We start from the raw sequence: 21828 nt of genomic DNA, 5'->3' as shown, positions 1-21828 counted from the left end.
CAGTACTCTAGTTATGCGTTGTCATTTTCACCGCTCCCTGAGTTACCGTCTACAAAGTCTGACGCTGGCTTCTTTGGTATTTTACCTGACGTTGCCCTTGGGAGGATTGTTAATTGAGCCATTGGGAGCTTCACAGGTATTAGCACAAGGTTCAGATGCGCGCAGAACTGAGGCTGATAAGCTACTCCAACGGGGTGAAGAACTGCTGGATAAATATCAATCGCAAGCAGCGTTACAAAGTTTTCAGCAGGCTTTGAAAATTTACCGTCAAATTCAGTATCGTCCAGGTGAAGGTAGGACGCTCAAAGGAATTGGCAATGTCTATTACGATTTGAATGATTTCAATCAAGCAATTAGCTATCAACAACAAGCTTTAGAAATCGCTCAAGCTACCAAAGATAGGGATTTAACGGCAAGAGCGCTGAATAATCTAGGAAATAATTATCGTGCTTTAGGGGATTTTACTCAAGCGATCGCATACTATGAAAAAGCATTGGTCATAGCCCGCCAAATTCAGGATTTGCATAGAGAAGCTAGCACGTTAGAAAATCTCGGCTATACCTACACTAATGTTAACCTTCCCAAGGCGATTGATTATTTAGAACAAGCTGTAGCAGCGCTACGCAAACAGCCTGGTAATTCTCCAGATACTCAGCGACTTCTACGCCAGCAGGAAACGGATATTTTGATTGCGCTGGCGAGGAATTATTATATTAGCGGTGTTTACAAGGGTGTAGTTGAGAGTCAAGTACCAGGCGCAGCTTTTGAGCAAGCGATCGCAACTTATCAACAAGCTAGCACAATTGCCAAACAAACAGGCGATCGCCGTCAACTTGCACAAGCACTGTTGGGGCTGGGTAATATGTACAATGCCAAGAGTAAGTACAAGGAAGCTGTAGAACCACTCCAGCAAGCGCTACAAATTTTCCAAACCGAGCAAAAATCTCCAATTAAATTGCGCGATACTTTATCTAAGTTGGGTGAAGTTTATAAAGGTTTGCGTCAACCAGAGTCAGCATTGAAATATTATCAGCAAGCTTTGGTGATTGCTAAATCAATCCCAGCTAGTTCTCCTTTAGAAATAGTAGAAAAAAATCAGGAGCAAGGATTATTGATCGCAAATATTGGCAATATTTACTCTGATACTGGTAAATATGACCAAGCTATCCAATCTTATCAAGATGCTTTAGAAATTTTACAATCATCTCTTAAGCAAGTTGAACAAATTACCGATACTTCTAAAAAGGTTGCGGTTGATTTAGCCAAGCAACAACTCAATCAAGGAATTAAATTTAGTTATGCCATGATGTGTTTGGCTTATAAAAATTTAGGACAATCTGCAGAATCTCAGCGAGCTTGTGCGGAAATTTCTCCTAATGTCAAATCTTTAACTGATAAAAATAAATCAAACCCTCCTAAAACTTCGCCAGAATTAGCAGCAGCGCTGCAAAAATTAAATGAGGCTCAAGCATTAGGTAAACCGGAAATGGAAGCTTTGGCTTTGGCGCAAATTGGTGATGCTTATGCCAAATTGCAAGAGAGCGATCGCGCTTGGGAATACTATCAACAAGCTATTACATTATCACAAGAATATCCCCAATTTCAACAATATATCTTTTTTAAAGTAGGAATATTTTACGAAAATCTGCAAAAATATGATTTAGCAATTAATTTTTACAGACAAGCTGCTTTATCTGCTAGAAAAGCTCAACAAAAATTTGATGAAGCACTGATGTTTAATCAGCTGGGTATCACCAGTTATGCGGCTGGGAAGTTACCGGAAGCGACTGTGGCTTTATATGAGTCCATCAAAGTCTATGAATCTATTCGCCTTGATTTAACAGATAAAAGTCAAATTTCAATTTTTGAAACCCAAGCTCAAACCTATAGCCTTTTACAAAGAGTTTTAATTGCTCAAAACAAAATTGATGAAGCTTTAGAAGTTGCTGAACGCAGTCGTGCTCGAGCATTTGTGAATTTATTAACTTCGCGTTTATCAACACAGTCGAGTAGTAAAATAACGGCTGAGATTCCCACAATTGCTAAAATTAAGCAGATTGCTCAAGCACAAAATGCCACAATTGTAGAATATTCTCTGTCAAATTCTCCGCAAAAAGGTAATAAAAAAGCATGGGATAATTCAGAAATATATATTTGGGTAGTTAAACCTAATGGTGAAATTGCTTTTAAATCAGTAAATTTTCAATCCCTCAATCAATCTCTGGTAGATATTGTCAATCAAAGCCGTAGATCTATAGGTGCAGGTGGCAGAGGAATTAAAATCGAACCTATCGGTGAACCTCTACAACAACAAAACTTACAAGAACTCTATCAAATTTTAATTGCACCTATTGCGTCTCATTTGCCAACTAACCCTAACGAACGGGTAATTTTTATTCCCCATAAATCGCTGTTTTTAGTTCCGTTTGCAGCACTACAAGACAAAAATAATCAATATTTAATTGAAAAACATACTATTCTCACCGCACCAGCAATTCAGGTATTAGAACTGACAAGAAAACAAAGACAAAAGCTGACAGGAAAAGATATATTAGTCATTGGTAATCCCACAATGCCAAAAGTAGGAGTTCCGCCTGTACAACTTGAACCATTATTAGGTGCGGAACAGGAAGCAAAAACAATTGCTAGTCTCCTCAACACCAAAGCGATTATCGGTGAGGATGCGACTAAAGCAGCTTTCACACAAAAACTATCCTCCGCCAAGGTGATTCACCTCGCCACACATGGCTTGTTAGATGATACTAGCAAAGGTATAGAAACTGGTATTGCCCTGGCACCTGCTGGTAGTGATGACGGTTTACTTACGCCAGCAGAAATTGTCAATTTACCCATCAACGCCGAATTAGTAGTTTTGAGTGCTTGTGACACTGGCAGAGGTACAATTACTGGTGATGGTGTGATTGGCTTATCTCGTTCGTTAATTACCGCCGGTGCTTCGAGTGTGATTGTCTCATTATGGTCAGTTCCTGATTCACCGACATCAGAATTAATGACTGAATTTTATCAACAATGGCAGCAACATCCCGATAAAGCCGTTGCATTGCGAACCGCTATGTTAAACGCCATGAAAAAGCATCCTCACCCCATAAATTGGGCAGCATTTACTTTAATTGGCGAGTCTAAATAAGGTAAATCTGAAATTAGGAAAGCTCTCTTTTGAAAAATTAATGTATCATTTTGAGACTAGGAATAGCACCGGGGTTTGATCAGATTTTATAAAAATGGCATATTCCCTCTGTGCCTTGTTCTTATATAATTCCTAGTAAATATTTTGTCACCCAAATAACTTCTTAAATTACCCTTGAGTATCGCGGAATTATACCTCAGGTACTTCCAGAAATTAAATTATTCATTTTTCTGAGCAAAGACCATAATTGTATTCTTCCTCCTCTGACTTGAAAGTGCTAAATACTGAGTAAAAATCCCGTTGAGACTTTCATCCTTGGTGGTGAAACTTGTTTCATTGGGACTGCTTCCCCTGCTTCCCCTACTTGCCAAAGCGATTGATTTTTCTTTTTATTGAGAAGTTATTCAGATAGGTGTATTGAGAAACTGCTAATTTTTTAGCAGATATATTCTGCAATTTACGCTTTAATTGTATTAACAGCTTGATAGTTGCTTCCTCAGGCAGAAGTGAAATTTTGCACAGAAGTGGTATTACTAGCAATATCAGAAATACTCAACTACATAAGGGTGTCAATCTTCAGTACAATTACACAAGATATGGTTTCGCATCCATAATCTACACTACTACAAAAGTAGTAAATATTTTAACTGTGTGAATTTAGCTAGTAATTTCTCTGAAGCGCTTGACACAGGTTGTAACAGTAGTAGAATCTACTCTTATCAAAAGAAAAATCAGGGCAAAGAGTTACGTACTTATGTGGATGCTATAAACTCCGCATACTGAACTTCTGCATCTATTTCGGATAACAGTGTTCCGGGTTAGTATTATGACTTAGCGATGCCTGATTGGATATCGAGAGTGAATTGTTGAAAGTTATGGACCAGAGTCCACAAGACGGTAGTATCAACCTCCTCTGAGCTGGCGACATAGTCTCCTAGCGCGGAGGAGACTATGAGATTAGGAGGAATCTATGCTGACACAAGAGATGCGCGATTCAATGATTGATGTCGCCGACTTAAACCAACTCAAATGGGATTTAAACCATTTACAACCGGTAGACGTTGGCGAATATATTTCCAAATTACCAACAAATCAAAGAGCGATCGCATTTCGTCTGCTCAATAAAGCACAAGCAATTGATGTATTTGAATATCTACCCACAGAGGTACAAGAAGAATTAATTAATTCTCTTCATGATGTACAAGTTGTCCAAATTGTAGAGGCGATGAGTCCCGATGAACGGGCAGAATTATTTGATGAATTACCAGCAGGAGTAATTAAGCGTTTATTACAAGAATTAAGTCCAGAACAAAGACAAGCCACAGCTACAATTCTTGGCTATTCCGAAGGTACAGCTGGGCGTGTGATGACAACAGAATATGTGCGGTTGCGGGAAGGATTAACTGTCGGTGAAGCCCTCAGCAAAATCCGTCGTCAGGACGAAGATAAAGAGACAATTTACTACGCTTACGTGACAGATGATAACCGGACATTGGTGAGAGTAGTTTCACTGCGGCAATTGTTATTTACTTTTCCTGATGTTTTGATTAGAGATATAGCTAGCGATCGCGTCATCAAAGTCAGAACGGAAACCCCCCAAGAAGAAGTCGCCCAAATCATGAAGCGATACGACTTAATCGCCATCCCGGTAGTTGACAGGGAAGATAGATTAGTCGGCATTATCACTATTGATGATGTGGTTGATATTTTGGAGGAAGAAGCCACAGAAGACATTCAAAAACTCGCCGGTGTTAGTGGTGATGAAGCAGCTTTGTCTTCCCCTCTACTTACCATCCGCAACCGCCTACCTTGGCTATTAGGAATTATGGGGCTTTATATTGGTGCAGCCAGTGCGATCGCGCCTTTCCAATCTATAATTGCTGCAGTACCAGTATTAGCGGTAATTATGCCCATCTTTTCTAATACTGGTGGGACTGTCGGTATTCAAGCCTTAACAGTCACCATCCGAGGCTTGGGTGTAGGCGAAGTCACACCTAAAGATACTCTAAAAATCCTCCGTAAAGAACTTATTGCTGGATTAGGTACAGCATTAGCTTTATGTCTGACGATGATTATGCTGTCGTTAATTTGGGCGCGTCCTCAAGAAAGATGGGTAGCTTTAGTTGCAGGGATGGTAATGGCAAGCAATACGATGGTAGCTGTAACATTAGGGACTTTACTCCCTATGGGTTTAAAGCGCTTAAAGCTAGATCCAGCCCTCGTCAGTGGCCCATTAGTCACCACAATGTTAGATACTATTGGCTTCCTCACCTTCCTCTCACTAATTTCTGTAGCATTGAACGTCTTACACTTACCGAGTTAAATCAAAGCAACTTTGGGGGTTGAACAACCCCTCTTTTTTTGCTTTGGTAATGGGTAATTGGTAATTGGTAATTGCTAATTGCTAATTTGTCATTCTCTCCTCATCCCCCTCATCTCCCTCATCCCCAGTCCCCAGTCCCCAATCCCCAGTCCCCAGTCCCCAGTCCCCAGTCCCCAATCCCCAATCCCCAATCCCCAATCCCCCTAGACATCTGGTATCATTACCTCTGCATTATGTAAATTAAAAGCTGTAGAGAATTACTAAGATTGTGTCTCTACATTGAAAATAAATAAATATTTATGCCTAGTACAACTTGGAACCGTCATCACATTCTTTCCCTAACAGACTTTTTACCGACTGAATACGACGCTGTTTTGCAAACTGCTGCTAGTTTCCAAGAAGTGCTATCAAGACGGACGAAGAAAGTGCCAACATTGCAGGGACACGTGGTGGCGAATTTATTTTTTGAACCCTCTACCCGCACTCGTAGTAGTTTTGAAATTGCTGCTAAACGTCTGAGTGCAGACACACTGAACTTTGCGGCTGCAACTTCTTCAATGACGAAGGGAGAAACAATTCTCGATACTGCGAAGACCTATTTGGCGATGGGTACTGATATTATGGTGATTCGCCATCGGGAAGCAGGCGTACCCAATGCGATCGCGCAGGAAATGGATCGTTTAGGTGTCAAAGTTAGTGTACTGAATGCTGGCGATGGTCAGCACGAGCATCCTTCCCAAGGACTACTAGACTTATTTACTATTTGTACTTTAATTGACCCCACTAATCCCCGGATCGAATTATTAAAAGGTAAAAAAATTGCGATCGTTGGCGATATTCTGCATTCTCGTGTAGCGCGATCGAATATTAGCAGTTTAACCGCTAGTGGTGCCGAGGTGCATTTAGCCGCACCACCCACCCTGCTACCAAAGTTATTTGCTGAGTATTTCGCGGAAGAAGCAACACAGGAATCAATATCTAATCGGCAATTATTTTTACATTGGCAGCTAGAACCTGCTTTACGTGATGCTGATTTTGTGATGACATTGCGTCTGCAAAAGGAACGCATGACGGCTCATTTGTTGCCCAGTTTACGAGAATATCACCAGTTATTTGGTATTACACGTGAGAAGCTGCGACTTTGTAAGCCAAATGTCAAAGTCTTGCATCCAGGCCCCGTCAATCGTGGTGTAGAGATTAGTTCTGACTTAATGGACGATCCAGAATTTAGCCTAATTCAAGCGCAAGTTACCAGTGGTGTGGCGGTGCGGATGGCATTGCTGTATTTAATTGGTAGTGGCAAAGTGTGATTAGTGGTTACCCCAAAACGCTGAGTAGGGGCTGAAGATAGGGGAAAGGGGAAAGGTTAACAAACCGATTCTCAACATGAAACTTTTCAGCCAGCCCTAGTACGACAAGGCAAAAGTAAAAAGTAAAAAGTAAAAAGAAAGAATACTTATACCACAAGCCTTTTAGAAATTACAGATGGTCTGTTTCTCTTACAAAGTTTGGCGGGACGGAAACCGACACCGCCAACTTTGCGCTATTTACGCCGACTTGCAATACTGCTCGGTTAAGGATTTTCAACTCGGAATTGGGTTTGGGGAAAAGGTTAAAGGGGAAGGGTTAAAGGTTTTTTCTTGCCCTTTTTCCCCTTCCCCTTTTACCCTTAACCGACAAGTATTGCGCCGACTTGTACTAGTCTATTTATCTGATACCAATTTAAATAGTTTTTGCGGCACATCAATATATTCTAGAGGGCAAGGCAGTGCCCATTGGTGTCAACTTAACGTGAAACCCGCTTTGTAGCTAGGTTTTCGCCCTCACCCCCAACCCCTCTCCCGCCGGGAGAGGGGAGCAAGAGATTTAATTCCCCTTCTCCTGGGGGAGAAGGGGTTAGGGGATGAGGGCGAAAGTTTTTGTACAACGCCAGCCCTATATCGCTTTTAGCTTAAGTTGACACGTATGGGCAGTGCCTTGCCCCTACCATCTGTCGCATTCTTTTTTTAAATTGGTATCAAAATACCTGTGCTATTATTCCCGGCTCATTAGTGGGGATTGTAGCATCTATGCAAAGATTGGAAAAATCTTTTTATCCCTCATATAGCAATCCTAAAGGAGTAGTGAGAAACACCCTATAAATTCATTTTTTTATCATTTTCTTTTAATTGAAAATTCCTGATAAAAAAGAGACACGAGCAAACGCGTCTCTAGAAAAAATATGACTATAACTTATGACAGCAAAGTTATAATTACTAATTTTTGGCTTGTGGTTGTGCAGGAGGAATTGTTACATCAATAGGCGTTACTTGCGTTGCTAACTGTGTCAATGGCGGTTGAATAGCAGTTTGATTTCCCACCACCAGAGTTACCAAATTTTCTGGTTGGAGGTATTTTCTTGCTACTCGTTGTACATCGGCGGCGGTTGCGGCTGCTACTGCTTTTTGATAGTTAAATAAGAAATCCTTAGGATAGCCGTAATATTCATATCGCATCAACCGCGAAATAGTTTGGTTGGGATCTTCAAAATTGAACACGAAAGAATTGAGGGTAGACTCTTTAGCATAAGCCAGTTCTTGTGGGGTGACTCTTTGAGTTTGCAGACGTTTAATTTCAGTTTGTAGAGATTTCACGAACTGCACAGTAGTTTGCGATCGCGTTTGTCCTCCGGCAATAAAAACTCCGGGATAATCGTAACGGGGACTCCATTGACCGTATACTGAATAAGCTAAACCTTGACGCGATCGCACTTCATTAAATAAGCGTCCGCCAAAGCCATTTAATACCCCATTGACTACATCTAAGGCTGGATAGTCTACACTGTCTAGCTTTCCTCCCAAATGCCCAATGTAAATATTACTTTGGGTTAATTGCGGCTGATTGACAAAAAATACGCCGTTAGTATTCGCTTGGGATACTTGCGGTAATTGGGGTTTAGCTAGGTTGGGGTTTGGTTTCCAATCGCCTAATTTTGCTTGAATGAGCGATCGCATTTTTTTGGCATCAAAATCGCCCAGAATCCCCAAAATTATATTGTTGGGGTAGAAATATTGCTGATAAAATTTCACCAAATCCTCACGGGAAATCTTATCGATAGTTGCATACTCTGTGGTGCGAGCATAAGGGCTATCTTTCCCATAGATTAATTTGCGAAATTCCCGACTAGCTATAGAATTGGGATTATCATTGCGGCGAGCAATACTACCCTTCTCCTGGGTTTTCGCCAAATCTAACTTTTCTTGAGCAAATACTGGTTCTCGCAACACCTCAGTAAATAAGCCAAACACCGTTTCTAAATCTTCCGTCAGTGCTTCAAAGCTAGCACTACCGGAAGTGTCACCAATTCCAGTTTCTACCGAAGCGGCGCGTTGTTCCAACAATTCGTTGAGTTCATCACCTGAATGCTTCTTGGTTCCCCCAGTTCGCATGACTTCACCTGTAAAGTCAGCCAAGCCAACTTTATCTGCAGGTTCTAAGCGGCTTCCTGTGCGTACCAAAGCTGTACCGCCTACTAATGGTAACTCGTGATCCTCCATTAAATAGACAACCATGCCATTTTGCAGTACAAAGCGTTCATACTTGGGTAACTTAATCTCCGGTAATGGCGGTAGCTGCAACTCTGTGTAATGCTTGGCTGCTGCTGTCGCCGCCTGAGAAAAGTTAAAAGTAAAAAGTACAAAGGCAAAAGCAATTACCACAGCAGAAATAAACTTCTTACCATTTGGGATTTTGAACGCCACTTGTTTTTTACCCTTTACCTGATACCTATGTATATTTTTCTTCATTTTTTCCCTTCGTGTCCTTTGCGGTTAGTTTCTTATCCCTGCTTTGATAACAACTTGCCAATTGTGCGATTTTCAGAGGTAAACGATGCTTTCGCCACACGTTGAATATCAGCAGTCTTTACCGCCGCAATTTGATCCAACTGCTTAAACAAATTCCGCCAAGAGCCAGTTTTTACCTCATATTCCAACAATTGCTGCGCCATTCCCATATTAGAATCGAGGGTACGCAACAAATCTGCTCTAGCTTGGGTTTTCACACGCTGCAATTCTGCATCTGTTACAGGCTCAGTTTTCAATTTCTCAATTTCTGTTCGCAAAGCTGTTGCTAATTCATCAACTGTATGACCAGGCGCTGTCAGAGCATAAAATAACATCAGGTTTGGGTATTTATCGCCAGGAAATCCACTAAAACCTTGGGCTGTCAATGCCACACGCTGCTGTTCTACCAAAGATTTATACAACCGTGAAGTCCGTCCATTACTTAATAAACTAGCAATGATTTCATAGACAGCATTATCGGGATGGGTAATTGCTGGACGATGATAACCTTCTAAATACCAAGGTTGCGAAGGTAGTTGTACAGTTACCTCACGCGTTTGCTTTTGTGCTGGTTCTGTGGGGATTTGCTCAACGGCTTTGGGTTTTGCAGGGAAACGTCCAAAGTAAATTTGTGCCAGTCTTTTCACTTCTGCTGGGTTCACATCACCCACAACTGCGATCGCTAAATTGCTGGGTACATAGTAAGTGTTATAGAACTTTTGCACATCTTCAGGTGTCAAATTGCGGATATCTTGGTCATAGCCAATAACCGGTCGTTTGTAAGGATGGACTTTATAGGCTGCATCGATAAACTTTTCGATCATCAAGCCTATGGGTGAATTTTCTACCCGTAAACGCCTCTCTTCTAAAATCACTTCTTTTTCTTTATAAAACTCGCGGCTGAGTACAGGTTCAAGAAATCGCTCTGATTCTAGAGACATCCACAGTTCCAACTTATTAGCTGGGAAGCTATAAAAATAACGAGTCGCCTCCGTGGAAGTATTGGCGTTTAAACCCACACCTCCCGCTTGTTCGACAATTCGCCCCATTTCATTTTGCTTGGAGAGCTTGGTTGCTTGCAATTCTACTTGCTCAAACTCAGCTTGCAGCTTGGCAAGTTCATCCTTTTTCCCCTGAGCTTTCGCGGCTCGAATTTGAGCATCTAACTGTTGTAGGCGTTCTAATAATGGTTTCTCAGCATTGTAGTCTGTTGTACCAATGCGTTTGGTACCTTTGAAAGCCAAATGCTCTAAAAAATGCGCTACGCCTGTTTTTCCATCTGGCTCATCCACACCACCCACATCTGCGTAGGTAAGAAAGGAAACTACAGGTGCTTGATGGCGTTCTAAAACAATGAACTTTAGCCCATTATCTAGGCGAAACTCCGTCAACTGCTTGATGACGCGATCCAAATAAGGTTGAATCGAACTCGGAGTTTTGCTAGGTGGCTGTACTCTTGGCGCTGGAGGTGCTGTTTGAGTTTGAGCTAAAGCGACTTCTGGTAGTACGCTACCCCAGAACATAGTCAACACTAATAAAGTAACAAACAATCGATAAAGTATCATAGATACCTTCTTTGAAGAATATAAAATTGCTGGCAAGTAACTGGGTTGATTCATCAGCGGTAATTAAAGCAAAGTTTCATCATAATTCGTAATTACTAGTTTGTAATTCGTAATTAAATTTGAATTGATATCCTCGTTTATTAAAACAGTCTTTGTCACAGATGGCAGCCCTAAATCATGGGGCAATCCTCCCTGTGAACTGTTGACTTTTGCCTATCTCAACGAGTAATTTCATATTTTCTAGATGAATTGGCATAACATAATTACGAATTATTAATTACGAACTATGAACTACTAATTGTTTAATACCTAAGAAATAGGCTGATTGAGCAACAGAGCGTTAATCTTGTATTAAGCTTTCTGTAATTTTTGTACTTGACGTTAGACAATAATGCTACAAGTCATGTTCCGGAAAATTAACAATAATTGCTATGCGAGTTTTTAATTCTTCTCCCCCCTCAGAAGCACAAACACGTACCCGTATTTTACAAGCGGCACAAAAATTGTTTGCCTCCCAAGGCTTTGACGGTACTACTACCCGCGACTTAGCACAAGCAGCAGGTGTGGCTGAGGGTACCTTATTTCGTCATTTTCCTAATAAAAAAGCCATTTTGGTAGAAGTTGCAACTGGCGGTTGGGTAGATATTCTCACAGATTTGCTCACAGAATTGAGCGAAATGGGAAGCTATAAAGCAGTTGCCCAAGTAATGCGTCGTCGGATGTGGAATTTACACAAAAATGTTGATTTAATGCGAGTCTGTTTTATGGAAGTGCAATTTCATCCAGACTTGCGCGATCGCATTCAATTGGATGTGATTACTAAAATGACGGATGTTGCTGAGGCTTTCTTCCAAACAGCTATGGATAAAGGCATTTATCGCCAAACGGATGCCAAACTGGTTGCTAAGGTATTCTTGGGAATGTTCGCGATCGCAGGCTTTTCCAACAATACCCTCATGGAACCAAACGCCTCACCCCAAGAAATGCAGCAAATGGCAGAAGGACTTGCTGATATCTTTCTGAATGGAGTTTTAGCGAAAGATTAGGTACTGGGGACAAATTAATTCAAAATTCAAAATTCAAAATTAAAGAACTCTTGGGGACTAGGGACTGGGAACTAGGGACTAGTATTTTTACTCAGAACTCAGCACTCAGAACTCAGCACAGTTCTCGCTTGATAACTCCACTGCTGTACTAACTCAATTGCTGGGCATAAATCTCGGCGCTGCATTGTTGCTACCTGCAAGCGTAAAATTTGTTTGTGTAATCGGTGCGCTGGAACCTGTGCCAATTGTGCAACAGAACCAATACCTGCGTGTAGCAATAACCCACAATATTGTGTCCCAACTGTGGGAATACGCGCTAAATCAGCCAAGGCTACCCATTTGTTCACATATTGTAGATGAACCTGTAATTTATTCGCTAAAGCCACTCTTGCTTCTAGAGTTTTGCCATTTTTCACTAATAATCCTGTGGTTGTAATTCCACAATTTTGCAGTTGGGATTGTTCTGCTGGGCTTAATCCCGGTAATTGTTCAATCGGCCAGTTACATTGGATAGAACTTATACTAGGTTTGTTTTTAGAAGGCATTTTTACACATTAAATCAGGGCTGCTTTAACTATTGTGCCGCAGAATTATTTTAGTTAAATAAGGCGGCTATGCTGACCATCAATGACAGCTATAGTGACAGATGGGTAGGTAAGGGCACGGCATCCACAATCTTGTGGTATGTCAAATTATCTTACTGGTGCCGTGCCCCTACAAAGAATTTATTTGCCGCAATTATTTGAATTGGTATAATTTTGGCTGCGATATAAACGTTTAATACACTTGAAGAACTACAACAAATATATCAACCTCATTCCTAATTCGTAATACCTACGGGTTCGCCGTTAGGCGTTCTCGTTAGAGTAGCTGCTGTGCGTCTACGTAATTACGAATTAGTAACTACGAATTACGAATTATTAATGTAGCGCTTCTACCTAATTTTTTTTCTGCGTTCTTCATTTTTTCTATCCAACCAAAACCATTCTTCATCACTCATGTGATGGGCATTTTTTATACGTTGACAAGCCAATTCTAAATATTCAGCCTTAATATCACATCCCAACCATTTTCTACCTAATTGTTCAGCCGTTACTGCTGTAGTACCCGAGCCTAAAAATGGGTCAATTACAATATCTTGCCGTTGAGAAGAAGCAAGAATAAATTTTCTGATTAATTCTTCGGGTTTTTGTGTAGGATGTAGAGTTTTTTCATTCATCCCATTACAAGTTGTGGGGATTTCTATCACATCTCTGGGTTTAGCTCCTTTTGAATGGGGATTCCAAGTTTTGCCATGATTCTTACCATTATTTGCATACTGGCTAGTGATTGCTTGGGGATGAGATGGATATTTTAATGTATGTTCTCCATATAAAATCCGCACGTTATCTATATCCATATAAAAACTTTTTGACTTGCGAAAATGCAAAATACTTTCATGAGAACGACCCCAATCATTAGACAAATTCGCCTTATTCTTGTAATGCCAAATTAACCATCGACACCCTTGGAAAAAGCGCGAAGCTGGTAATTTAATATCAGCTAATATTTCCGAAAAACCACAAATATAAAAACTTCCAGTAGATTTAAGAATTCGCGATACTTGCTCAATCCAAATTAAAGACCATTGCACATAAGCTTCCTGAGATGTGAAGGTATCCCACTCTGCTTTTTTAATATTATATGGAGGGTCAGCAATCACTAAATCAACCGACTCTGTATCTAAACTACCCAACCATTCGATAGCATCTCCTTGCCAAAGTTCGCCATTTTCATGGGAATAAAATAATTTCATAGCCTCAATATGAATCAGTCAGTCAGCATCAATAACATTGATTTGTTATTACTTGATAAACGCTGATGCTCAACACTTATGCAAGAGGTATATTGTAATTATTTGTGAACTTTACTTTGGCAATTTGTGATTAAATTTATCAAAATTAATTGTACAATTCCCCACGTAATACTGTAACGGCTTGTCCAGCTAAAAAGACGCGATCGCCTCCTGGGTAGCGCACCTTTACCACTCCGCCACGACTGGATGCTTGATAAGCTAAAAACTCATCCTTACCCAAGCGATCGCGCCAGAAGGGTGCAAGACAGCAATGAGCCGCACCAGTAACCGGGTCTTCATTTATACCTAATCCAGGTGCAAAAAAGCGAGAAACAAAATCGTAATCAGAATTACAGTGAGTTAGGCTAGTAACAATCACATCTGACACCAGCAAAGTTTTCAGGAGTTGAAAATTAGGCTGTATATGCCATACCAAATCCTCAGAATCTACTTCTACCAGATAACCGAGGGAATTTTGTAAAACAGATTTACACCCTACACCCAAAGCTTCACACAGTTGATCTGGTGCATCAATAGGTTGCGAATAATTAACAGGAAAATCTAACTCAATCCATTCACCTAGGTTTTTGGCAATCAACACACCGCTTTTAGTATAAAAACGGGCGACTGCATTGGGTGATAAATGTCCCTCAGACCAAAGTACATGAGCGCTAGCTAAGGTTGCATGACCACAAAGAGGTACTTCTACAGTAGGTGTAAACCAACGCAGATTAAAGCCATCATCCTGCTTGACGAGAAAAGCCGTCTCCGATAAATTCATTTCCTGCGCGACATTCTGCATCCAGCGATCGCTTTTCGGCGCGGGTAAAACGCAAACAGCCGCAGGGTTGCCTGCAAATGGTGTATTGGTGAAAGCATCTACCTGTGTAATGATTTGTCCCATAGAATCACCCTTATTTGAAATATTTTTGAATTTATTCACCAGCTAATTTGAAATCATTAAAGCAGCGATCGCATCTAACAAGTTTTGCGGTTCAATTGGTTTGGCTAAATGTGCTTGAAATCCAGCGGCGAGAATTTTGCGTTGATTTTCCTCACCAGCATAGGCGGTGAGGGCGATCGCTGGAATATCTCGGTTGAAACGAGGTGGTAGGGCGCGAATCTGACGAATGAAATTGTAACCGTCCATCTCTGGCATTCCAATATCGCTGATGAGCAAATCGAATGATGCTTGAGCCAATACTGGCAAGGCGTTAGAAGCAGAGGATACTACTTCTACAAATGCGCCTTCCTCTTCTAGTACCACCTTAACTAGTTCCAGGGAATCTGCCTCATCATCTACCACTATCACTCGCCGATCCTTTAAATTGAGTGTGGGATTCTTGCAGAAATCAGGAAGATTGAGATTTGACACAGAGATCAATGGCAACTGTACGGTAAAGGTTGCCCCTTGCCCTTCTCCAGCACTAGCAACAGCGATTGTACCACCATGCGCTTCCACCACCTGACGCGCGATCGCTAATCCTAAACCCAATCCGCCAAAGGTACGAGTGGTAGAACTATCCTGTTGTTGAAATAACTCAAATACATGGGGCAAAAATTCGGGTTTAATGCCATTGCCAGTATCGCTAACTTGAATTTGAGCATAGCGCTCGACACGGGTCAGTTGCACCGTCACTTGTCCCCCTGTGGGGGTGAATTTAATCGCATTCGAGAGTAAATTCCAGACTACCTGTTGTAATCTGCTGGCATCTCCTTTGACACACCCGACTGTGGAATCGAGCAAGACTTCCAACTGAATAGCTTTTGCTTCTGCTGCCAAACTCACAGTTTCTAAAGCTGCGGCGATTGGCTCTGATAAATTAATCGCTGCAAAGCTCAAAGAGAGTTTGCCACGAATGATGCGAGAGATATCGAGCAGATCGTCAATCAGTTGCACCTGTTGTTTAGCATTACGCTCGATTGTGCTTAACCCTTGCTGGAGCTTTTCGGGAGTAATTTTCGGTGATTGTAATATTTTTGCCCAACCTAAAATCGGGTTCAGAGGTGTTCGCAGTTCATGGGAGAGAATCGCCAGAAATTCATCTTTCGTGCGGTTGGCACGTTCTGCAGCTTCCCGTGCGGCTTGCTCTTGCTGAAGTAACTTTTCTTTTTGGGCTTCAATGGCTTTGCGATCGCTAATATTCTTAAACAAGATCGCAACTTTGTGATTTTCTGTCCCTTCGATGGGAAAAGCATATACCTCAAACCAGCGATTCATTACATCTGAGCCATTTTCAAAGCGCACCGGTTCACCTGTGAGAGCGACTCTGCCATAAGTTTCAAACCAAAATTTTTCCAGATTCGGAAGCAGTTGACTTGCAGTTTTACCAATTGCCTGTTGTAGTCCAGTTTCTCGCTCAAATGCAGGGTTAATTTCCAAGAAGCGATAATCGATTGGCGTATTATTTTCATCAAACAGCACCTCGACTACACAAAAGCCGTCTTCCATCGTCTCAAACAAGGTGCGATAGCGTTCTTCTGAACTACGTAAGGCTTCTTCTACCTGTTTGCGATCGGTGATTTCTTCGCAAACGGTGTTAATGCCTATTATGCGTTCGCCATCTTTCAAAGGCAAAAAGCTTTCTAACCAAACACGCGCTACCCCTGGTTGTGCGGGAGTTTCTCCGCGAATTTCGACATTTAGTAGCGGTTCTCCGGTTTCAAAGATAGGAAGCAACAACGCTTCGGCAGTATCCGCAATATTGGGCAGTAACTCTCGTATTGTTCGCCCAATGTGTTCTTCTGTGGAAAAGCCATTGATTTCCGCCAATCGCTGATTAATTCGCACAAAGCGCAGATCGGCATCGAGTACATTTAACCCGATGGGTGCAGACTGGTAAATAGTTTCAATTTCAGCTAGTTGTCGTTGCAAAGTTGTCTGACTTGCGTTTAATTCGGCTTCTAGCCGTTGGCGTTCTGTAATATCCGCCGTCATGCCAATCAGTCGAGTTAACTGTCCTTGCTCATCAAACAGCGCCCGTGCGCTTTCCTCCAATGTCACGATTTGTCCATCTGGGCGTATAACTCGATAGGTTGTTTTGTAAGTGCTGTTCTCAGGTGTCAGTGCCTGTAAAACTGCGATGAAGCGATCGCGATCCTCAGGATGCACTCGTTGCACAAAATTAACTCCTGTGTCCGCTTCTGCATCTGTTGAGCTTAAACCCAAAATCACACCACATTGAGGCGATCGCTTGACGATATCGGTATGTGGTTCCCACTCAAAGGTAAATATCCGGGCAACTTCCATTGCCAACAGATTGCGTTCTTCGCTCTCTCGCAGTGCTGCATTTACCTGCTCTAACTGGGCAGTCCGTTCCGCAACGCGCTGTTCTAGTTCCTGGTTAGCACGTTCTAGGGCTGCTTCTGTCTCTTTTTGCTGAGTAATATCACGGGCAACACAGTATATTACATCCTGGTCAATCTGCGGCGATCCTGTCCATTCCAACCAGCGATAGCGGCTATCTTTTGTCCGGTAACGATTCTCAAAATTGAGAATGGGTGCGCCTGCTTTTAACTTCTCCATTTCTGCCAGCGTGACGGAATGGTCATCTGGATGCACAAAGTTGATAAAAGGACTGGCTAAAAATTCTGCTGTTGAATAACCGAGAATTTGAGTAAAAGCTGGGTTGATCCGCTTAAAGTAGCCATCCATACCAATTACCGCCAGCAGATCGAGCGATCGCTCAAAGAAAAAGGCTGCTTCAAATACTGATGCGCTATTGTCTGGTTCCTGCTTGTTCACGGTTGGTTAGCTTTGTAATTCTAGAGGCGGATCTGTAGAGGATGAGCAAATTTGCTCTTTAATATCAGCAAAGGTGGCTATCACACCGTAGGGAGTCACTTCTACTCCCCACAAAGGTTCTGTCTGCATCAGTCACCAAACCACTTTGCCATTGGGTTGATACAACCCCATCACCACATCATTACAGGGCTTTCCTGTTCGTAACGTTATTATTGCTGGATGGGTATCACCGGGGAAGGGAGTACCATCAGCATGAATAGCTTGGCCAGGGTTGGTCAATTAAGTTCCATAATTAAACTTTGCTAGTGGATGAGAAGCCGCAAATATCAATAGGGAAAACTAAAAATGTTGAATTTTTACTCGATGTCAGCTTATATATAAACTGGCGGATTAAAGCAATTATATTATCTGCCTAGGTACGGATAAAATTTTTTAGCTAATAGTCAGCGTTACACACTTGTATACAGACTATTGTGCATAGATGCCATATTTTGTCAATGTGTAAGTACCCCTCAGACTAATTTGTGGTGCGTTACGCTAAAGCTAACGCAGCTAAGTTTATTCCTCAAATCAAATATGAGTCTCATATTAGTTTTGCTAACAAAACTTTGCATCATGCTCTAACACCAATTCAGTATTCAAAATTGTGGCTCAGACTAAGGCAGTAATTCAGAAAAACTAACCACATTCGCAATGACTAGTTTTAATTTGATAAATTTGCAAAATTGGGATGCTCTCAATTAACCACTGTTTAACTGAAAATCAGTTGATATTTCAAGGTTTGGCTCTAAAAATTATGGTTTTTCAATCTAGATGTAGTTTATGTTGGAGAAATGATTACACTTCCAGTATGAAAGTTTAGGGTAATGCTACACCAAAAGCCGAATTTAAGCATAAAAATCCTTGGGTTGATTGTCGCAGCTATTAACTTAGCGCTAATTTCTGTAGGATTAATCAGCTGCAGTAATGAAGTACAAAAACCACAAGAACAAACCGAGCAACAAAAGGAACAGTACAAAAATAAATCTACCGAACAGCCTGAATCCGATCGAGATAAAGACGATGATGATGAGGATGAAAAAGATGATGACAGCAAAGATGAAAAAGACAATGATGATAAAAATTAATTAACAATTTTACGGATTGGTTCAGGCAATAATTTTTCAGTCAAGATTGCATCTTGGCTGAAGATAACTCCACGCTGCTGAAAGGTATGAGAGTTTTAACTTAATCATTGATAATTCATAATTTTAATAAAAGCTGAGTTTGTGTTTATGGTTACTCAACAAACCTCTAGTTTTCTGGTTGATATCCTACGCCAAAGACGGCAAAAGTTAGCTACCCTGATTGATTTTCCAGCAATTCTGTGGTCGGGAAGTAGCAATCCGCGTAACTTTCAAGCTAATGTTTTTCCTTTCCGCGCTAGTAGCCATTTTCTGTATTTTGCTGGGCTACCCTTACCAAATGCGGCAATTCGCTTAGAAGCAGGAAAACTGGAATTATTCATGGACGATCCTACACCTAGCAGCGCTCTCTGGCATGGAGAAATGCCCAAGCGTGAAGAAATAGCCCAGATGATTGGGACTGATAGCGCTAAACCAATGGCGGAACTAGAGTCATCCTTAGCAGACGCAGCCACGATCGCAGTTCAAGATGCGGCTACTTGGACACAGCAATCCCAGCTATTCAATAGATGGGTTTTACCGCAAAGTTCACCCCAAGGAATTGACTTAGAGTTAGCCAAGGCGATCGTTTCCTTACGCCTTACCCACGATGAAGGCGCATTAGCTGAATTACGCAAAGCGGCGGCTGTGAGTATAGCAGCCCATAAAGCCGGAATGGCCGCCACACCTGAAGCTAAACGGGAAGCAGAAGTGCGTGGCGCAATGGAAGGAGTAATTATCGCCCATAACATGACTACTGCTTACAACAGTATTGTCACAGTCCACGGTGAAGTTTTGCACAACGAGCAATATCACCATCCCCTGCAACCTGGTGATTTACTACTAGCTGATGTGGGTGCAGAAACGGAAATGGGCTGGGCGGCGGATATTACCCGTACTTGGCCTGTATCCGGCAAATTTTCCTCAACCCAAAGAGATATTTATGATGTCGTGTTAGCAGCCCATGATGCTTGTATTGCCAAAATCCGCCCAGGTGTAGAGTATGGGGAAATTCATTTATTAGCTGCCACAGTCATAGCTGATGGTTTAGCAAATTTAGGCATTTTACAAGGAAAAGCTGAAGATTTAGTAGAGCTAAATGCCCATGCCTTGTTTTTCCCCCACGGCATTGGGCATCTTCTAGGCTTAGATGTGCATGATATGGAAGACTTGGGAGATTTAGCAGGTTATGAAGCAGGACGTAACAGAAGCGATCGCTTTGGCTTAAGCTACCTACGTTTAAATCGTCCCCTACGCCCAGGAATGTTAGTCACAATTGAGCCAGGTTTTTATCAAGTCCCAGCAATTTTAAATGATGCCAAACAAAGCTCTAAATACAAAAATTTAGTTAACTGGGAGCGATTATTACAATTCGCTGATGTCCGAGGTATCCGCATCGAAGATGACGTTTTAGTCACAGATTCAGGTAGCGAAGTTTTAACGGCCGCATTACCCAATAAAGCTGATGCGGTAGAAGAACTAATTGGTTAGGTGATTTCTAGGAAATTTACCAATAGAGGTAGAATGTAGCCTTGATGCAAAACAAACAGGAGCACTACATATTATCTATGGTAGTTTCTATAAAACCAGGGATTTCATTGTTGATCACCTGATTCATTGATGGAACACAATTACACCACCACAAAGACAGGATACCGAATTAATACAAATTAAAATTGATCACTGTTCCGAAAGTAGAGGACTACTAACTCAATTCTTAAAAAAATGGTTAAATTTTTTGACCAGATACTAAAGACCAATTCAATTACTTTATTATCTTCCTTACTATAGTAAATATAATCCCATAGAGCGCTGTTAGGGTATTCTTGAACAGCATTGGAATAGAAGCAAAACTGTTGATGTTGAAGTTATGCTTTCATGGGCTTCTAGCATGATTTAGAAAGTGTTACATCCAATTTTGACTTTAAGCAACATTGTTTACCAAAAAGGGAGTTCCCTAACTAAGAAAGCTATGAAGTAATTTGAGTCTAGATTGCAGAAAAATCCACTTCTAACCAAATGGGGTATCTTGATTCAACTAATTTAGGTAGTAAATTATTTTTCGGAAATCCCCTTACTTTTATATCATGTTTCTATTCTGCAAATACTGTATGCAATATTTTTCATAAAAACTTTGTACCAAATAAGCAAAAACAAAAATGCTTGGAATCCCTATAAATATTTCGATCGTCAGGAGTATGTATTGATTATTAATTCCGATTGTGTCTTGTGCTATTTTTTTTATAAAAAACCAAATTGGTCTGTGAAAAAGATACATTCCGTAAGAAGCATAAGCAATTGCTTGTACAGATTGACTTGACTTTACTATTTTTGCTAGAGAATTAAAAATATTATAAATTGACAATATAAAACTGAACATCAGAATATTCAGAATTATATAGCTTTTTATCCCAAAATAATCAATTCCGTACTTTTTCCCCAGTACAAAGCAACTAATGAAAATACAAAAGAAGACAGTGGTAATAATTAAAGTATTTTGTTTGATCCAAGGAGTTTCCAAAATGTTGCTTTCAGCACAGTAAATACCAAGGATAAAAGTCCAGTAATATAAACTTATTCTATAATCCATAAACTGAAGTGATGTCGTTACAAAAAAAACAATAAAAGGAAAAATTGTAATTGCAATTAATCTATATATTCTGCTGATTTTTTCTGCTTTATAAAGAATAAAAATCAAATAATATACTAAAATTGTCCCTACAAACCACAGAGTTGGTAATGATAACAAGTATTTTGAAAATAATAATGATTGTAGTCCAAAAATATGAATGATGATGCTGAAGGGTTCGCTGATACTAAAAATGTAGCAAAAAAATATCATTGCTACATAGTACATAGGAAAAATTCTGATTATCTTCTTGTATAAAAATTGACCTACTGTATCCCAGTCTCGAAAGCTTATTTTTTTGACATTTATTAAGTATCCAGACATAAAGATAAATAAACTCAGTCCCAAATGTCTATTAAGTTCATCCCATGCAGATAAATCAATGTCAATTCCAAAGTTTTTGAGGTCATAAAAATTGAAGGAGTACATTGGTAAATGATGGAAAAGTATTATGAGAATTGCTAGAGACCTGATCAGGTCAAAGAGTAAAAATCTATCTTTCATTTTCATATGTACATTTATTCTCAATAATTAGATTCTGGAGTTTAGCT

Annotated in this window: 15 protein-coding genes; 6 read left to right on the top strand and 9 right to left on the bottom strand. The window is 40.7% G+C overall.

Annotated features, from left to right (window positions below):
* The first annotated feature begins 13 nt into the window (after nt 1-13).
* From HG267_RS29260 to HG267_RS29250, 3 genes are all read left to right on the top strand, one after another.
* Nucleotides 14-3148 carry a CHAT domain-containing protein gene (locus tag HG267_RS29260; protein ID WP_045871186.1) on the top strand — a complete coding sequence of 1045 codons (3135 nt, stop codon included), beginning with the start codon at nt 14-16 and terminating at the stop codon, nt 3146-3148.
* Nucleotides 3149-4118: 970 nt separating this feature from the next.
* Nucleotides 4119-5471 carry a magnesium transporter gene (gene mgtE, locus HG267_RS29255; RefSeq protein ID WP_045871185.1) on the top strand — a complete coding sequence of 451 codons (1353 nt, stop codon included), beginning with the start codon at nt 4119-4121 and terminating at the stop codon, nt 5469-5471.
* Between the two features lie 299 nt (nt 5472-5770).
* On the top strand, nt 5771-6781 hold the full coding sequence (locus HG267_RS29250) for an aspartate carbamoyltransferase catalytic subunit (protein ID WP_045871184.1): 1011 nt from the start codon (nt 5771-5773) through the stop codon (nt 6779-6781).
* A gap of 945 nt (nt 6782-7726) precedes the next feature.
* On the opposite strand, the gene HG267_RS29245 is transcribed toward HG267_RS29250, so the two are convergent.
* Complete coding sequence (locus tag HG267_RS29245; RefSeq protein ID WP_045871183.1) at nt 7727-9256, bottom strand: M16 family metallopeptidase; 1530 nt, start codon at nt 9254-9256, stop codon at nt 7727-7729.
* 32 nt (nt 9257-9288) lie between these two features.
* A complete protein-coding gene (locus HG267_RS29240) occupies nt 9289-10860 on the bottom strand; it encodes a M16 family metallopeptidase (RefSeq protein ID WP_369792185.1) in 1572 nt (523 codons plus the stop codon).
* 431 nt (nt 10861-11291) lie between these two features.
* On the opposite strand from HG267_RS29240, the gene HG267_RS29235 reads away from it, so the two are divergent.
* Complete coding sequence (locus HG267_RS29235) at nt 11292-11906, top strand: TetR/AcrR family transcriptional regulator (RefSeq protein WP_045871181.1); 615 nt, start codon at nt 11292-11294, stop codon at nt 11904-11906.
* 98 nt (nt 11907-12004) lie between these two features.
* Here the strand turns inward: HG267_RS29235 and HG267_RS29230 are convergent, their stop codons facing one another.
* The 6 genes from HG267_RS29230 to HG267_RS29205 form a co-directional block, all read right to left on the bottom strand.
* The gene (locus tag HG267_RS29230) at nt 12005-12451 is read right to left on the bottom strand and encodes a DUF4332 domain-containing protein (RefSeq protein WP_045871180.1); all 447 of its coding nucleotides are present in this window, start codon (nt 12449-12451) and stop codon (nt 12005-12007) included.
* A 389-nt stretch (nt 12452-12840) separates the two neighbouring features.
* The gene (locus HG267_RS29225; RefSeq protein WP_045871179.1) at nt 12841-13701 is read right to left on the bottom strand and encodes a DNA-methyltransferase; all 861 of its coding nucleotides are present in this window, start codon (nt 13699-13701) and stop codon (nt 12841-12843) included.
* A 145-nt stretch (nt 13702-13846) separates the two neighbouring features.
* A complete protein-coding gene (locus HG267_RS29220) occupies nt 13847-14644 on the bottom strand; it encodes a PhzF family phenazine biosynthesis protein (protein WP_045871178.1) in 798 nt (265 codons plus the stop codon).
* Nucleotides 14645-14686: 42 nt separating this feature from the next.
* Nucleotides 14687-17485 carry a PAS domain S-box protein gene (locus tag HG267_RS29215; protein ID WP_045871177.1) on the bottom strand — a complete coding sequence of 933 codons (2799 nt, stop codon included), beginning with the start codon at nt 17483-17485 and terminating at the stop codon, nt 14687-14689.
* Nucleotides 17486-17491: 6 nt separating this feature from the next.
* Nucleotides 17492-17614 (bottom strand): hypothetical protein, encoded by a 123-nt coding sequence (locus HG267_RS29210; protein WP_255325235.1) that lies wholly within the window; start codon nt 17612-17614, stop codon nt 17492-17494.
* Nucleotides 17615-17617: 3 nt separating this feature from the next.
* Nucleotides 17618-17764 carry a hypothetical protein gene (locus tag HG267_RS29205; protein ID WP_155539322.1) on the bottom strand — a complete coding sequence of 49 codons (147 nt, stop codon included), beginning with the start codon at nt 17762-17764 and terminating at the stop codon, nt 17618-17620.
* A gap of 587 nt (nt 17765-18351) precedes the next feature.
* Between HG267_RS29205 and HG267_RS29200 the strand changes: the two genes are divergently transcribed.
* Nucleotides 18352-18612 carry a hypothetical protein gene (locus HG267_RS29200; protein WP_045871176.1) on the top strand — a complete coding sequence of 87 codons (261 nt, stop codon included), beginning with the start codon at nt 18352-18354 and terminating at the stop codon, nt 18610-18612.
* A gap of 147 nt (nt 18613-18759) precedes the next feature.
* The gene (locus HG267_RS29195) at nt 18760-20139 is read left to right on the top strand and encodes an aminopeptidase P family protein (RefSeq protein WP_045871175.1); all 1380 of its coding nucleotides are present in this window, start codon (nt 18760-18762) and stop codon (nt 20137-20139) included.
* 589 nt (nt 20140-20728) lie between these two features.
* Here the strand turns inward: HG267_RS29195 and HG267_RS29190 are convergent.
* A complete protein-coding gene (locus HG267_RS29190; protein ID WP_194007870.1) occupies nt 20729-21781 on the bottom strand; it encodes an acyltransferase family protein in 1053 nt (350 codons plus the stop codon).
* Nucleotides 21782-21828 lie beyond the last annotated feature (47 nt).

The organism is Tolypothrix sp. PCC 7601 (assembly GCF_025677855.1).
Lineage (GTDB): Bacteria > Cyanobacteriota > Cyanobacteriia > Cyanobacteriales > Nostocaceae > Aulosira > Aulosira diplosiphon.
This window is presented reverse-complemented; position numbering and strand designations above follow the sequence as displayed.

Coding starts and splice junctions, on each gene's coding strand:
- HG267_RS29230 (WP_045871180.1), bottom strand. CDS start 12,451: ATGCCTTCTAAAAACAAACCTAGTATAAGTTCTATCCAATGTAACTGG.
- HG267_RS29220 (WP_045871178.1), bottom strand. CDS start 14,644: ATGGGACAAATCATTACACAGGTAGATGCTTTCACCAATACACCATTT.
- HG267_RS29195 (WP_045871175.1), top strand. CDS start 18,760: ATGGTTACTCAACAAACCTCTAGTTTTCTGGTTGATATCCTACGCCAA.
- HG267_RS29190 (WP_194007870.1), bottom strand. CDS start 21,781: ATGAAAGATAGATTTTTACTCTTTGACCTGATCAGGTCTCTAGCAATT.
- HG267_RS29210 (WP_255325235.1), bottom strand. CDS start 17,614: ATGCAGACAGAACCTTTGTGGGGAGTAGAAGTGACTCCCTACGGTGTG.
- HG267_RS29235 (WP_045871181.1), top strand. CDS start 11,292: ATGCGAGTTTTTAATTCTTCTCCCCCCTCAGAAGCACAAACACGTACC.
- HG267_RS29250 (WP_045871184.1), top strand. CDS start 5,771: ATGCCTAGTACAACTTGGAACCGTCATCACATTCTTTCCCTAACAGAC.
- HG267_RS29200 (WP_045871176.1), top strand. CDS start 18,352: ATGCTACACCAAAAGCCGAATTTAAGCATAAAAATCCTTGGGTTGATT.
- HG267_RS29245 (WP_045871183.1), bottom strand. CDS start 9,256: ATGAAGAAAAATATACATAGGTATCAGGTAAAGGGTAAAAAACAAGTG.
- mgtE (WP_045871185.1), top strand. CDS start 4,119: ATGCTGACACAAGAGATGCGCGATTCAATGATTGATGTCGCCGACTTA.
- HG267_RS29225 (WP_045871179.1), bottom strand. CDS start 13,701: ATGAAATTATTTTATTCCCATGAAAATGGCGAACTTTGGCAAGGAGAT.
- HG267_RS29260 (WP_045871186.1), top strand. CDS start 14: ATGCGTTGTCATTTTCACCGCTCCCTGAGTTACCGTCTACAAAGTCTG.
- HG267_RS29240 (WP_369792185.1), bottom strand. CDS start 10,860: ATGATACTTTATCGATTGTTTGTTACTTTATTAGTGTTGACTATGTTC.